General features: G+C 67.9%; 12 protein-coding genes. 9 read left to right on the top strand and 3 right to left on the bottom strand.

Annotated features, from left to right (window positions below):
• Positions 1–14 precede the first annotated feature (14 nt).
• From modA to HZF05_RS20415, 3 genes are read left to right on the top strand one after another with little or no spacing between them, the layout of a single operon-like run.
• Positions 15–824 (top strand): molybdate ABC transporter substrate-binding protein, encoded by an 810-nt coding sequence (modA, locus tag HZF05_RS20425; protein WP_425505646.1) that lies wholly within the window; start codon positions 15–17, stop codon positions 822–824.
• Between the two features lie 4 nt (positions 825–828).
• Positions 829–1,527, top strand: coding sequence for a molybdate ABC transporter permease subunit (gene modB, locus HZF05_RS20420; RefSeq protein WP_160364303.1), 699 nt, complete (start codon positions 829–831; stop codon positions 1,525–1,527).
• Positions 1,517–2,131 carry an ATP-binding cassette domain-containing protein gene (locus tag HZF05_RS20415; protein WP_160364302.1) on the top strand — a complete coding sequence of 205 codons (615 nt, stop codon included), beginning with the start codon at positions 1,517–1,519 and terminating at the stop codon, positions 2,129–2,131. The genes modB and HZF05_RS20415 overlap by 11 nt, the downstream gene beginning before the upstream one ends.
• 1 nt (position 2,132) lies before the next feature.
• On the opposite strand, the gene HZF05_RS20410 is transcribed toward HZF05_RS20415, so the two are convergent.
• On the bottom strand, positions 2,133–2,825 hold the full coding sequence (locus tag HZF05_RS20410) for a glutathione binding-like protein (RefSeq protein WP_160364301.1): 693 nt from the start codon (positions 2,823–2,825) through the stop codon (positions 2,133–2,135).
• A 147-nt stretch (positions 2,826–2,972) separates the two neighbouring features.
• On the opposite strand from HZF05_RS20410, the gene HZF05_RS20405 reads away from it, so the two are divergent.
• Entirely contained in the window at positions 2,973–5,249 is a 2,277-nt protein-coding gene (locus HZF05_RS20405) for an NADP-dependent malic enzyme (protein WP_160364300.1), read from the top strand.
• A 4-nt stretch (positions 5,250–5,253) separates the two neighbouring features.
• Here the strand turns inward: HZF05_RS20405 and HZF05_RS20400 are convergent, their stop codons facing one another.
• Both HZF05_RS20400 and HZF05_RS20395 read right to left on the bottom strand, forming a co-directional pair.
• Complete coding sequence (locus HZF05_RS20400; RefSeq protein WP_160364299.1) at positions 5,254–6,939, bottom strand: amidohydrolase; 1,686 nt, start codon at positions 6,937–6,939, stop codon at positions 5,254–5,256.
• Complete coding sequence (locus tag HZF05_RS20395) at positions 6,936–7,805, bottom strand: NAD(P)-dependent oxidoreductase (protein ID WP_160364298.1); 870 nt, start codon at positions 7,803–7,805, stop codon at positions 6,936–6,938. The genes HZF05_RS20400 and HZF05_RS20395 overlap by 4 nt, the downstream gene beginning before the upstream one ends.
• 61 nt (positions 7,806–7,866) lie before the next feature.
• Here HZF05_RS20395 and HZF05_RS20390 point away from each other — a divergent pair, with 61 nt between their 5' ends.
• From HZF05_RS20390 to HZF05_RS20370, 5 genes are all read left to right on the top strand, one after another.
• Positions 7,867–9,117, top strand: coding sequence for a threonine ammonia-lyase (locus tag HZF05_RS20390; RefSeq protein WP_160364297.1), 1,251 nt, complete (start codon positions 7,867–7,869; stop codon positions 9,115–9,117).
• Between the two features lie 209 nt (positions 9,118–9,326).
• Positions 9,327–10,124 carry an arginyltransferase gene (locus HZF05_RS20385; protein ID WP_160364296.1) on the top strand — a complete coding sequence of 266 codons (798 nt, stop codon included), beginning with the start codon at positions 9,327–9,329 and terminating at the stop codon, positions 10,122–10,124.
• A gap of 87 nt (positions 10,125–10,211) precedes the next feature.
• On the top strand, positions 10,212–11,702 hold the full coding sequence (locus HZF05_RS20380; protein WP_160364295.1) for a circularly permuted type 2 ATP-grasp protein: 1,491 nt from the start codon (positions 10,212–10,214) through the stop codon (positions 11,700–11,702).
• A complete protein-coding gene (locus HZF05_RS20375; protein ID WP_160364294.1) occupies positions 11,702–12,637 on the top strand; it encodes an alpha-E domain-containing protein in 936 nt (311 codons plus the stop codon). The genes HZF05_RS20380 and HZF05_RS20375 overlap by 1 nt, the downstream gene beginning before the upstream one ends.
• Entirely contained in the window at positions 12,637–13,470 is an 834-nt protein-coding gene (locus tag HZF05_RS20370; RefSeq protein ID WP_160364293.1) for a transglutaminase family protein, read from the top strand. The genes HZF05_RS20375 and HZF05_RS20370 overlap by 1 nt, the downstream gene beginning before the upstream one ends.
• Positions 13,471–13,490 lie beyond the last annotated feature (20 nt).

Below are 13,490 nucleotides of genomic sequence, written 5' to 3'. Positions count from 1 at the left end.
CGCGATATCCAGCCATGCACGACGAAACCTTCGCCGGAGCCTTTGCCATGCGCCCGATGTCCCGTCTGATCCTGTCGCTGGTTGTCGCGCTGTCGATGCCTTCGGCGCTGCTCGCCAAGGCGCCGCTCGTCTTCGCCGCCGCCAGCCTGCAGGAATCGCTGAACGCCGTGGCCGATGCCTGGGCGGCGAAGCATCACGATCGCCCGACCATCTCATTCGCGGCCTCCTCCGCGCTCGCCAAGCAGATCGACGCGGGCGCGCCGGCCGACATCTTCATATCGGCCGACGAGCCGTGGATGGACGACGTGCAGAAGAATGGCCTCGTCGCGCCCGGTACGCGCGTTTCCTTCCTCGCCAACACGCTGGTGCTGGTCGCGCCCGCCGGCGGCACCGACAAGATCGCGATCAAGCCCGGCTTCCCGCTCGCCAAGGCGCTGGGCGACGGCAAGCTCGCCATGGCGGACCCGGATTCGGTGCCGGCCGGCAAGTACGGCAAGGCTGCGCTGACGGTGCTGGGCGTCTGGCCTCAGGTGCAGGACAAGGTGGTGCGCGGCGACAGCGTGCGCTCGGCGCTGGCCTTCGTGGAACGGGGCGAGGCGCCCTACGGCATCGTCTATGCGACTGACGCCTTCGCCTCCAAGAAGGTGCGGATCGTCGGTGTCTTTCCGAACAGCAGCCACGCGCCGATCACCTATCCGATCGCGCGGCTGAGCGCGGCCTCCAGCCCCGATGCCGAGGGCTTCCGCCTGTTCGTGATCTCGAAGGAAGGCCGCGCGATCTTCCGCAGGTACGGCTTTCTCGCGCACTTCCCCAACGCCAACTGAGGCGATGCTGCTGACGCCGGAAGAGTGGGGGATCGTCCGGCTTTCGCTGAAGGTGACGATCGTGGCGGTGGCGCTGGCGACGCCGGTGGCGTTCGCGCTCGCCTATCTGCTCGCCCGCGCGCGCTTTCCTGGCAAGGTGCTGGTCGACGCTCTGGTCCACCTGCCGCTGGTGCTGCCGCCGGTAGTGACGGGCTGGCTGCTGCTGATCGGCTTCGGGGTGAAGGGGCCGATTGGCGGGCTTCTGCACGACTGGTTCGGGCTGACCCTGATCTTCCGCTGGACCGGCGCCGCGCTGGCGTCCGCGATCATGGCGCTGCCGCTGATGGTGCGCGCGATGCGGCTGTCGATCGAGGCGGTGGACCGGAGGCTGGAGGGCGCGGCGCGAACGCTGGGCGCCCCGCCGTGGCGGGTGTTCTGGACGATCACCGTGCCGCTCGCACTGCCGGGCATCCTTGCGGGCGCGGTGCTGGGCTTCGCGCGCTCGATCGGCGAGTTCGGCGCGACCATCACCTTCGTCTCCAACATCCCGGGCGAGACCGAAACACTGCCGATCGCGATCTACGCCGCCTTGCAGGTGCCGGGATCGGAGGGCGTGGTGACCCGGCTGGCGATCATCTCGGTGGTGCTGTCGCTGGGGGCGCTGGTGACATCCGAAATCCTCTCGCGCCGGGCGGACGCGGGAAGGGGGCAGCATGTCCTTTGACGTCGACGTCCGCCGCCGCATGGGGCCGGATGCCGAGGTGGCGGTGCGCTTCAGCAGCGGGCCGGGGCTGACGGCCCTGTTCGGCCCCTCGGGCGTCGGCAAGACGAGCGTGCTGGCGATGGTGGCGGGGCTGCTCAAGCCGGACACCGGGCACGTCCGCGTCGGCCGGGAGACCCTGTTCGGCGAGCGCGTGGATGTGCCCGCCGACCGCCGTGCGGCTGGCTATGTCTTCCAGGATGCCCGGCTGTTCCCGCACTATCGGGTGCGCGGCAATTTGCTCTACGGCGCGCGGCGGTCCGGCGGACAGGGCATGGGGCCGGCGGAGGTCGCCGACTTCCTCGGCATCGCGCATCTGCTCGATCGCTGGCCGCGCACGCTCTCGGGTGGCGAGGCACAGCGGGTGGCGATCGGTCGCGCGCTGCTCTCCGGCCCGCGCTTTCTGCTGATGGACGAGCCGCTCGCCTCGCTCGATGCGGCGCGGCGGCAGGAAATCATGGGGTTGATCGAGCGGGTGCGTGACGAGTTGGGCCTGCCAATCCTCTACGTCAGCCACGATCGCGGCGAGGTGGAGCGCCTCGCCTCGACGGTGGTGGAGATGGGCTGAGCTACCGGGCGCCCTGCCCGAAGAGGATCTTGCGACTTTCCTCATCGCTCACGCTCGGCACGATGTTGATCGTGTCCGACAGCGCATAGGCTCGGCGGGTCCCCGATCGCTCTGCGATCGCCTCGAACCAGCGCTTCAGGTTGGGCGTGTCATCCAGATTCTGCCCCTGCCGCTCGTAGGGGACGATCCACGGATAGCTCGCCATGTCCGCGATCGAATAGGCGTCGCCCGCCAGGAACGGCCGATCCGCCAGCCGCTTGTCCATAACGCCGTAGAGGCGCCGCGTCTCGCGCACGTAGCGGTCGATCGCATAGGGAATCTTCTCGGGCGCGTAATTGCTGAAATGGTGGTTCTGCCCGGCCATCGGGCCGAGGCCGCCCATCTGCCAGAACAGCCATTGCAGCACCTCGGCGCGGCCGTGCGGGTCGCTCGGCACGAAGCGTTCGATCTTGTCGGCGAGATAGAGCAGGATCGCCCCGCTCTCGAACAGGGCGATCGGCTCGCCGCCGCCCTTGGGTTCGTGGTCGACGATGGCGGGGATGCGATTGTTGGGGGCGATGGAGAGGAAGTCCGGTTCGAACTGCTCGCCCTTGCCGATGTTCACCGGGCGGATCGTGTAGGGGAGGCCGGCTTCCTCCAGAAACATCGTGATCTTGTGGCCGTTGGGCGTGGTCCAGTAATAGAGGTCGATCACCGATCGGTTCCCTTTTTCGACGCTTCCGATGGCGGCCAGATGGGGGCGCTCGGGAACCTCCGCCAGAGCGTCGTCAAACTTTCGCGATAAGCGGTTCACCGTCCGTGACGCTGCGGCTATGGGACGGCCAGCCCCCAAGGAGACACCATGGACGAGACGCTCCGCCAGTCCGCGCTCACCTATCATCGCGAGCCGCGCCCCGGTAAGCTCACCATCGAGCCGACCAAGCGGATGGAGACGCAGCGCGACCTTGCTCTCGCTTATTCGCCCGGCGTGGCGGCGCCCTGCCTCGACATCGCGGCGGATCCGGACAAGGCGCGCGAATATACGGCACGGGCCAATCTGGTCGGCGTGATCTCGAACGGCACGGCGGTGCTCGGCCTCGGCAATATCGGCGCGCTCGCCTCCAAGCCGGTGATGGAGGGCAAGGCGGTGCTCTTCAAGAAATTCGCCGGGATCGACGTGTTCGACATCGAGGTGGACGAGACCGACATCGATCGCTTCGTCGACGTGGTGGCAGCGCTGGAGCCGACCTTCGGCGCGATCAACCTGGAGGATATCAAGGCGCCGGAATGCTTCGCGATCGAGGCGAAGCTGCGCGCGCGGATGAACATCCCGGTCTTCCACGACGACCAGCACGGCACCGCGATCGTCTGCGCGGCGGCCGTGCGCAACGGGCTGCTGCTGCAGGGCAAGAAGCTCGGCGACGTGAAGGTGGTGACGTCGGGCGCGGGCGCGGCGGCGATGGCCTGTGTGCGGCTGCTGGTGGCGATGGGCCTGCCGCAGGACAATGTCACACTCACCGACATCAAGGGCGTGATCTACAAGGGCCGCGAGGGGCTGACCCCGGAGCTGGAGCCCTTCGCGCGCGAGACCAACGCACGGACGCTCGGCGACGTGATCGGTGGGGCGGACCTGTTCCTGGGCCTCTCGGCACCGAGGGTCTTGAAGGAAGAGTGGCTGCCGCTGCTGGCGGAAAAGCCGCTGATCCTCGCGCTCGCCAATCCCGAACCGGAAGTGCTGCCCGAGATCGTCAAGCAGGTCCGCCCCGACGCGATCATGGCGACCGGCCGTTCGGATTATCCGAACCAGGTCAACAACGTGCTGTGCTTCCCTTACATCTTCCGGGGTGCGCTCGATTGCGGCGCGACGACGATCAACGCCGAAATGGAGGTCGCCGCCGTCGAGGCGATCGCCGAGCTCGCCCGCATCGAGCCGGATGAGAGCGTGACGCGCGCTTATGGCGGCGCTCAGATCGTGTTCGGGCCGGACTATATTATTCCCAAACCCTTCGATCCGCGCCTGGCCCTGCTGGTGGCGCCGGCGGTGGCGCGCGCGGCCATGCAGACGGGGGTGGCCAAGCATCCGATCGACGATTTCCCGGCCTATGAGCAGCAGCTCATGCGCTTCGCCTATCGATCCGGCCAACTGATGCACCCGGTGTTCGAGCAGGCGCGCGCCTCGCTCAAGAAGATCGCCTATGCCGAGGGCGAGGATCCGCGCGTGCTGCGTGCCGCCCAGGTGGTGATCGACGAGAAGCTGGCGCGACCGGTGCTGGTCGCGCGGCGCGAGCTGGTGGTGAAGAAGATCCGCGAACTGGGCCTACGCATGGTCGAGGGCCGGGATTTCGACATCTTCGATCCGCTGACCGACGAGGAGACCGTCCCCCGCCTGATCGATGCGTACAACCGGCTGGTCGAGCGGCGCGGCGTGACGCCGGGCGCCGCCGCCTATCGCATCCGCCGTCGCCCGGCGATCACCGCGGCGATGATGCTGCGCGAGGGGCTGGTCGACGGCGCGCTGTGCGGCGGCACCGCCGACTGGTGGCAGCAGACCGCCGACATCCTGCCCGTCATCCCCCGCCTGCCCGGGTTGAAGCGCATCTACGCGATGTCGGCGCTGATCGTTGACGAGAAGACCCTGTTCTTCTGTGACACCCACATGAACGTCGATCCCGATGCGCAGGAGATCGCCGAGATGACGCTGCTGGCGGCCGATGCGGTGCGGCGCTTCGGCATCACGCCGCGCGCGGCCTTGCTCAGCCACAGCAATTTCGGCGCGTCCAACTCGCCCTCGGCCAAGAAGATGCGCAAGGCGCTCAAGCTGATCCGCGAGGACGCGCCCGAGCTGGAGATCGACGGCGAGATGCATGCCGACGCCGCGCTGATCCCGGCGGTGCGCGACATCCTCGTGGGGTCCAGCACGCTCAAGGGCAGCGCCAACCTGCTGGTGATGCCGACGCTGGATGCCGCCAACATCGCCTTCACTTTGCTCGCTGCGGCGACCAACGCATTGCCGGTCGGCCCGGCTCTGCTCGGCATGTCCAAGCCGGTGCACGTGCTGACCGCGAGCGCAACGGCGCGGGGTATCGTCAACATGACGGCGCTGGCTGCGGCTGCGGCCAGCCGATCCGACGAGGGTTAAAAGGCTATTTCTTCACCCACACCCGCGATCCGCCGATCCAGGTTTCCAGCACCTGCGTGCGGCGGATCGCCTGGCTGTCCTGCGTCGTCAGCGGATCGGTGTCGACCAGCACGAAGTCGGCATAGTGGCCGGGCTCCAGCGAGCCGACCTTGTCCTCCGCCTGCGCCGCATAGGCCGCGCCCGATGTGAAGGCGGCCAGCGCCTGCGGCATGGTGATCACCTGCTCCGGATGCCAGCCGCCCGCCGGCTGGCCCTGCGCGTCCTGCCGGCTGACGGCGGCAGCAAGCCCGGGGAAGGGGTTCGGGCTCTCGGTCGGGTAATCGGAGCCGAAGGCGAGCGGCACATGCTCGCTCTCCATCGTCGCCCAGGCATAGGCGCCCTTGAGGCGATCAGGGCCTAGGCGTTTCTCCGCCATCTTCCAGTCGTCGGTCTCGTGGGTCGGCTGCATCGAGGCGATGATGCCGTTGTTGGCGAAGCGCGGCAGGTCGGCAGGATCGACGATCTGGGCATGCTCGATCCGCCAGCGACGATCGCCCTTGTAGGTCTCGGACAATTCCTCGATCGCCGAGAGCGCCTCCTCGTTGGCGGCGTCGCCGATCGCATGCATCGCGACCTGCAGGTTGTCCATCGCCGCGCGGCTCATCAGATTCTTGAGCTTGGTGTCGTCGAGGCGGGGCAGGCCCTTGGTGGAGGGCATGTCGCTGTAAGGCTGCTTGAGCCACGCGCCGCGCGAACCGAGCGCGCCGTCGAGGAACAGTTTCACGCCGACCATGCGCAGATGGTCGCTGTAGAGCCACCTGGTCGGCGAGTTGCCCGCGATCGACAGCGCCGTCTCCACGCCGTCGCCATAGGCCACGATGCGCAGGCGGATCGCGTTGACGTCGCCGGCGCGGCGGAAGACGTTCCAATCGTCCTGCGTGGTCTTCATGTCGCAGGTCGAGGTAATGCCGAAGGCGAGCAGCGCCTCCTGCGCCTTGCGGAAGGCGTCGTCGCGCTCGATCGGGGCAGGAGCGGGGACGGCGCGCATGATCAGGTCGACGGCGTTGTCGACGAACACGCCGGTCGGATTGCCCTTGGCGTCGCGCACGATCTGGCCGCCGACGGGGTCCTTGGTGGAGGCGGTGATCCCGGCCGCGCGCATCGCGGCGGTGTTGGCGAGCAGCGCGTGGCCGTCGATGCGCTGGAGCACGACCGGTCGATCCTTCACCGCCAGATCGAGATCGGCGGCGGTCGGGAAGCGACCCAGCCCCCATTGTTCCTGGTTCCAGCCCCAGCCCTGCACCCAGCCGGGCTCCTGATGGCTGGCGGAATAGTTCGCCACCTTGGTCTGCATGTCGGCGAGGCTGGTGGTGCCGGTCAAGTCGACATGGGTGAGCGCGAAGCCCAGGTCCATGAAATGACCATGCGCGTCGATCAGGCCCGGCAGGAGCGTGCGGCCGTGGCCGTCGAGCCGGAAATCCAGCCAGTCGGGGCGTTTGTCGCCGGGCTGGAGGAGCGCCTTCACCTTGCCGTCCTTGCCGATCAGCAGGCCGTTGAAGCGCTTGACCGTCCCGTCGCGGGCGATGGTGTAGCCGTTGACGTCGTCGAGCAGCCCGCCTTCGGTTTCCGGGGCGGGACCGTATTTCTTCTTCGCGTGCGCCGGGGCCGAAAGCAAAGCGAGAACGGCCAGCGCCGCGAGCGTCGATCTCATTTTGGTAGTCTCCGGATGAGCGCGGAGACATCCTGTCGGTGGCCGCCCTCCATGCGCTGCACGTCGGCATAGAATTGATCGACCAGCGCCGCCACCGGCAGCGCCGCGCCGTTGGCGTGTGCCTCGTCGATCGCGAGGCCGAGATCCTTGCGGAACCAGTCCACCGCGAGGCCGAAGTCGAATTCCTCCCTCGCCATCGTCTCCCAGCGGTTGGTCATCTGCCAGCTCGACGCGGCGCCGGTGGAGATTGCCTGGAACACCTTGTCGAGCTTCAGCCCCGCCGCCTGCGCGAAGCGCATCGCCTCGGCGACGCCCTGCGCATTGGCGGCGAGGGCGATCTGGTTGACCATCTTGGTGGTCTGCCCGGTGCCCGATCCACCGATATGGACGATGATCCGGGCGTAAGCATGCATCAGCGGCTCGGCCGCCTCGAAAGCCTTCCTCGGGCCCCCGCACATCAAGGCAAGCCGGCCTTCCTCCGCACCTTTCTGCCCGCCTGTCACCGGCGCGTCGAGCACGAGGAAGCCGCGATCCTTGCCCTCGACGCCCAACTGGCGGGCGATCTTGGCGGAGACGGTGGTGTGATCGACGAACAGGGCGCCTTGCCGCATAGATCGGAAGGCGCCGGACGGTCCCAGCGTCACCTCGGCGAGATCGTCGTCGGTGCCGACGCAGGTGAACACGCCGTCCGCGCCCTCGGCCGCCTCGGCCGCATTGTCCGCAGCCCTGCCGCCATGCGCAGCCACCCACGCCTCGGACTTGGCGTGGGTGCGGTTATAGACGGTGAGATCGTGGCCGGCCGCCGCGAGATGCCTGGCGATCGGTCCCCCGATCGTGCCCAGCCCGATGAATGCCAGTTTCGCCATAGGGGCGGGGGCATAACCCACCTTCCGTGGGACCGCCAGATGGTCTAGGCCGCGCCGCACTATGGCAACCGCAGAAGCAACGCTCCGCCCGCTGGATCCTCCCGTCGTCACCGTGGCGGACATTCGCATGGCGCATGAGCGGATTGCCCCCTCCATCGTGCGGACGCCGACGCTCCATTCGATCACGCTTTCGCAGCTGACCGGCGCCAATGTCTGGCTGAAGTTCGAGAATCTCCAGTTCACCGCCGCCTACAAGGAGCGCGGCGCGCTCAACCGCCTGCTCCAGCTCACCGAGGAGGAGCGCGCGCGCGGTGTGATCGCGGCATCGGCCGGCAACCATGCGCAGGGCCTCGCCTATCACGGTCGCCGGCTCGGCATCCCGGTGACGATCGTGATGCCGAAGCCGACGCCCACGGTGAAGGTGCAGCAGACCGAGGGCCATGGCGCTGAGGTGATCCAGGTCGGCGAGCGCTTCGACGACGCGCAAGCCGCCGCCTACGAGATCGCCGCCGAGCGCGGGCTCACCTTCGTCCATCCCTTCGACGAGGCCGCGATCATCGCGGGGCAGGGCACCGTAGCGCTCGAGATGCTGGCCGACGTGCCGCAGATCGACACGCTGGCGATTCCGATCGGCGGCGGTGGCCTGATCTCTGGCTGCACGATCGCGGCGCACGGGATCAATCCCGATATCGACGTGGTCGGCGTGCAGGCCGAGCTCTATCCCTCCATGTATGCCGAGATGAACGGCGTCACGCTGCCGGACGGCGGCGACACGCTGGCCGAGGGCATCGCCGTCAAGGTGCCGGGCAAGGTAACGCGCGAGATCGTGCGGTCGCTGGTGAAGGACATCGTCCTCGTCTCCGAGCGCGATCTGGAGAAGGCGCTGTCGCTGCTGCTGCAGATCGAGAAGACGGTGGTGGAGGGGGCGGGCGCCGCCGGCCTCGCCGCGCTGCTGGCGCATCCCGAGCGCTTCGCGGGCCGCAACGTCGGGCTCGTGCTGACCGGCGGCAATATCGACACGCGCCTGCTCGCCAACGTGCTGCTGCGCGATCTCGCCCGCTCGGGCCGGCTCGCCCGCCTGCGCATCCGGTTGCAGGACCGGCCGGGCGCGCTCTATGCGGTGGCGCGGATCTTCCAGGAGGAGAACGCCAACATCCTGGAGCTCTATCACCAGCGCATCTTCACCAACCTGCCGGCGAAGGGCCTGACGCTCGACGTCGAGTGCGAGACGCGGGATGCCGAGCATCTCGATCGCCTCGTCGCCGCGATCGTGCGCGAGGGATATGAAGTGAGCCGGGTCGAGCTGGCTTAACCATATTTACCGCCGGCGCGGGCCGATTCGTCCGCTCCGGCAAGCCCCAAAAGTTAACTTATCCACAGCTGAATGGGGTTTTCGGGCACGTTTCGTCGCGAAACGGGCCTGTTAATCTTCTTTTAAGACTTACCGCTCTTTCGCCCGCGCAACTCTTGCCTCATAAAGAGGTTGGCAACCATGTTGGGCATGAGAGGACGGCCAGGCCGGTGAGCGCACCTTTTCGCTTTCCACGCTTTTTCGTGACGACGCCGAGCCCGTGCCCGTATCTGCCCGGCAAGACCGAGCGGAAGGTGTTCACCGAACTCAGTGGCCCGCATGCCAGCGAGCTCAACGATGCGCTTGGCCGGATCGGCTTCCGCCGCTCGCAATCGGTCGCCTACCGCCCGAGCTGCCAAGGCTGCACCGCCTGCGTGTCGGTGCGCGTCGCGGCCGCCGAGTTCAAGCCGAACAAGACGCAGGCGCGGATGCTGAAGAAGCATGGCGACCTCGTCGTCACCGCCTGCAAGCCATGGACCACCGAGGAGCAGTTCGCGCTGCTCCGCCGCTATCTCTCGGCGCGCCACCCCGGCGGCGGCATGGCCGACATGGACGAGTTCGATTTCGCCGACATGGTGGAGCAGACGCCGGTCAAGAGCTTCGTCATCGAATATCGCGAACCCGGCCGCAACGGCCGCCCCGGCAAGCTGGTCGGCGCCTGCCTGACCGACCAGCAGGGTGACGGGCTGTCGATGATCTACAGCTTCTTCGATCCCGATCATGCCGAGCGCGACGGGCTCGGCACCTTCATCATCCTCGATCATATCCGCCGTGCGGCGCGGGCCAAGCTGCCCTACGTCTATCTCGGCTACTGGGTCGAGGGATCGGCGCGGATGCAGTACAAGACGCGGTTCCGCCCGATCGAGAAGCTGACCGTCTCGGGCTGGCAGCGCTTCGATCCGCCGGCGCCGCAGCCGATGCCCGGCAAGCGCGAGCCGCTGCCGGCCAAGGAGCGCGTGATCGGCTGATTTGCCGGAGAGGCGCTTTGCCTCTTGTGCACCGCAAAAAAGCGCGTCAGTCTTTCATCGAACCGACATGAATCGGATCGGAGGGCGATGCGGGTACCGGCGTTCGACGAAGTCTGGGGCAGCGCAGGGCCGGATGCCTCGCGCGAAGGGTTCGAGGCGCTGGCCGCCTGGATCGCCGACACGCCGCCGCACGAGCTCAATCGCCGCCAGCAGGCCGCGGAGGCCGCCTTTCGCCAGCTCGGCATCACTTTTGCGGTCTATGGCGAGGATGAGGCTGCCGAGCGCATCATCCCCTTCGATATCGTCCCCCGGATCTTCGCCGCCTCGGAATGGCGCAACCTGAAGGCGGGGCTTGAGCAGCGGGTCGAGGCGATCAACGCCTTTCTTGCCGATGTCTATGGCCCGCGCCGCATCCTGCGCGACGGCGTGCTTCCCGCCGAGCTCGTGCTCGCCAATCCGCAATTCCGCCCGCAGGTCGCCGGGTCACGGCCGCCGCATGACGTTTATGCCCACATTTGCGGCATCGACATGGTGCGCACGGGGCCGAACGACTTCTTCGTGCTGGAGGACAATGCCCGCACGCCGTCGGGTGTTTCCTACATGCTGGAAAATCGCGAGGCGATGATCCGGCTCTGCCCGGAGCTGTTCGAGATGTTCCCGGTCGAGCCGGTGGACGACTATACCGACCTGCTGCTCTCCACGCTGCGTTCGGTGGCGCCGCACGGGCGGGGAAGCGAGCCGGTGTGCGTGCTGCTGACGCCCGGCCATTTCAACTCGGCCTTCTACGAGCACAGCTTCCTCGCGGACGCGATGGGGATCGAGCTGGTCGAATCGGCAGATCTCGAGGTGGACGACGACATCGTCTGGATGCGGACGATCGACGGGCGGGTGCGGGTGGACGTGATCTACCGCCGGCTCGACGACGATTATATCGATCCGTTGGTCTTCCGGCCGGACTCGATGCTTGGCGTGCCGGGGCTGATGGCGGCCTATCTCGGGGGCAACGTGACGCTTGCCAATGCGCCCGGCACCGGCATCGCCGACGACAAGGCGATCTACAGCTACATGCCCGAGATCGTGCGCTATTATACCGGCGCCGAGGCCAAGCTCCCGAACGTCGAAACCTGGCGCTGCCGCGAGAAGCAGGCGCTCACCTACACGCTGGAGAATCTCGACAAGCTGGTGGTCAAGCTGGTCGACGGCTCGGGCGGCTACGGCATGCTGGTCGGCCCGACCGCAAGCAAGGCCGAAATCGAGCGCTTCCGCGAGGCGCTGGTCGCCGAGCCGCATCGCTACATCGCCCAGCCGACGCTGGCGCTCTCCACCGTGCCGACGCTCACCGAAAAAGGCGTGGCGCCGCGCCACGTCGACTTCCGACCTTTCTGCCTCAGCGGTGCGGACGGCATTCGGATCGTGCCGGGCGGCCTTACGCGCGTGGCGTTGCGCGAAGGATCGCTGGTGGTCAATTCGTCGCAGGGTGGCGGCACCAAGGACAGCCTGATCCTGGCAGACCGCCCGCGCCGGCGGGGCAAGACCACCGTACCCGAAGTCGCGCCGCTGCGATCGGGGGCCGACTGATGCTCTCGCGCACCGCCGCCTCGCTCTACTGGCTCGGCCGCTACGTCGAGCGCGCGGAGTTCACTGCGCGCCTCATCGAGGCGACGATCCGGCTCGATTTGCTGTCCGCGCGCCCGGCGGGAGAGGGGGCGTGGGAAAGCGCGCTCGCGGTCGTGGCCGCCGAGGACGGTTTCTGGTTCACCGGCGAGCCGGTCAGCCCCGAGGCGGTGGGGCGCTATCTCGCGCTCAGCCTGGACAATCCCAGCTCGATCCGCTCCTGCCTCGATCTGGCGCGCAACAACGCCAAGTCGGTGCGCACCGCGCTGACCCGCGAAGCGTGGGAGGCGATCAACCGCGCTTGGCTCGGCGTGCGCGACGTGCGGGTGAGCGACGGCACCCCCGCCGCGCTCGCCATGATCGAGAAGCTCAAGGCCGAAGCGCGGGGCTTCGAAGGCGCGCTTCACCGGATGCTCCGCAACGAGGCGAGCTTCTTCGTCCGCCTCGGCGCGGCGATCGAGCGCGCCGACAACACCGCGCGGCTGATCGACGTCAAATATCACCTGCTGCTGCCGGAGGGCGAGAAGGTCGGCGGCCCGATCGACCGTGACCAGTGGACGACGATCCTCCACACCGTTTCGGCCGTCACCGCCTATCGCTGGCTCTATCGCGAGGGTCTCAGGCCCGGCCACGTCGTCGATCTGCTGGTGCTGCGTCATGAGATGCCGCGCTCGATCGCGGCATCCTCCGACGAGGTGGTGCAGATGCTGAACGCGATCGGCCGCATGCTCGGCCGGCAGGGCGAGGCCGATCGCGCCGCGCGCATCCGTCAGCAGATGCTCAACCGCTCCACCGTCAACGGCATCATCGCCGGCGGGCTCCACGAATTCCTGCGCGGCTTCATCGCCGACAACGCCCGGCTCGATTTCGCGATCGGCCAGCAGTTCCGGTTCCAGTGATGCGTCTGAGGATCGAGCACCGCACCCATTACGAGTTCAGCCAGCCGCAGCGCCGGCTGGTCCAGTTGCTGCGCGTCACCCCGCCGAGCTTCGACGGGCAGGCGGTGGTGGACTGGCATGTCGAGGTCGATTGCGACGCGCGGCTGAAGCGCAGCCGCGACGGCTACGGCAATGAGGTGACGATGCTGTACGTCGACGGCCCGATCGACCGGATCGCGCTCACCGTCGGCGGCGAGGTGCTGACCGATGACAAGGCCGGCATGGTGCAGGGCGCGCCCGAGCCGCTTCCGGTCGAGCTGTTCCTGCGGCCGACCCCGCAGACGATCGCCGACGCCGCGATCACCGAGTTCGCGCGCGACATCGCCGAGAGCGCCGCCGATCCGCTATCGCGCCTCCATGGCCTATGCGGGGCGCTGTGGCGGCAGATCCGCTTCGATGCGGGAGATGGCAACCCGCATCGCGACGCCGCCTCGACCTTCGCGGACGGCCACGGCGTCTGCCAGGATCACGCCCACGTCTTCGTTGCGGCGGCGCGCGTGCTGGGTCATCCGGCGCGCTACATTTCCGGGCATCTGTGGCGGTCGGACGGGCAGAACGTCCAGCCCGCCGCGCATGCGTGGGCGGAGGCGTGGGTGGATGGCTATGGCTGGATCGGCTTCGATCCCGCCAACGGCGCCTCGCCGACCGACGCCTATGTCCGCGTCGCGATCGGGCTCGACTATCGCGACGCCGCGCCGATCGCCGGAGCGCGGGTCGGCGGCGGCGCGGAGACGATGCATGTCGAAGTTGCGGTTGCGGAGGCGATCCAGCAGAGGCAAAGCCAGAGCCAGTGACGGGCAAGTGGCGCTGCGAC

Origin of the sequence: Sphingomonas chungangi, from assembly GCF_013778325.1 — a bacterium.
GTDB classification, from domain to species: Bacteria; Pseudomonadota; Alphaproteobacteria; order Sphingomonadales; family Sphingomonadaceae; genus Solisphingomonas; species Solisphingomonas chungangi.
Note: the sequence above shows the minus strand (reverse complement) of the source record. Positions and strands in the feature narration are given on the sequence as shown.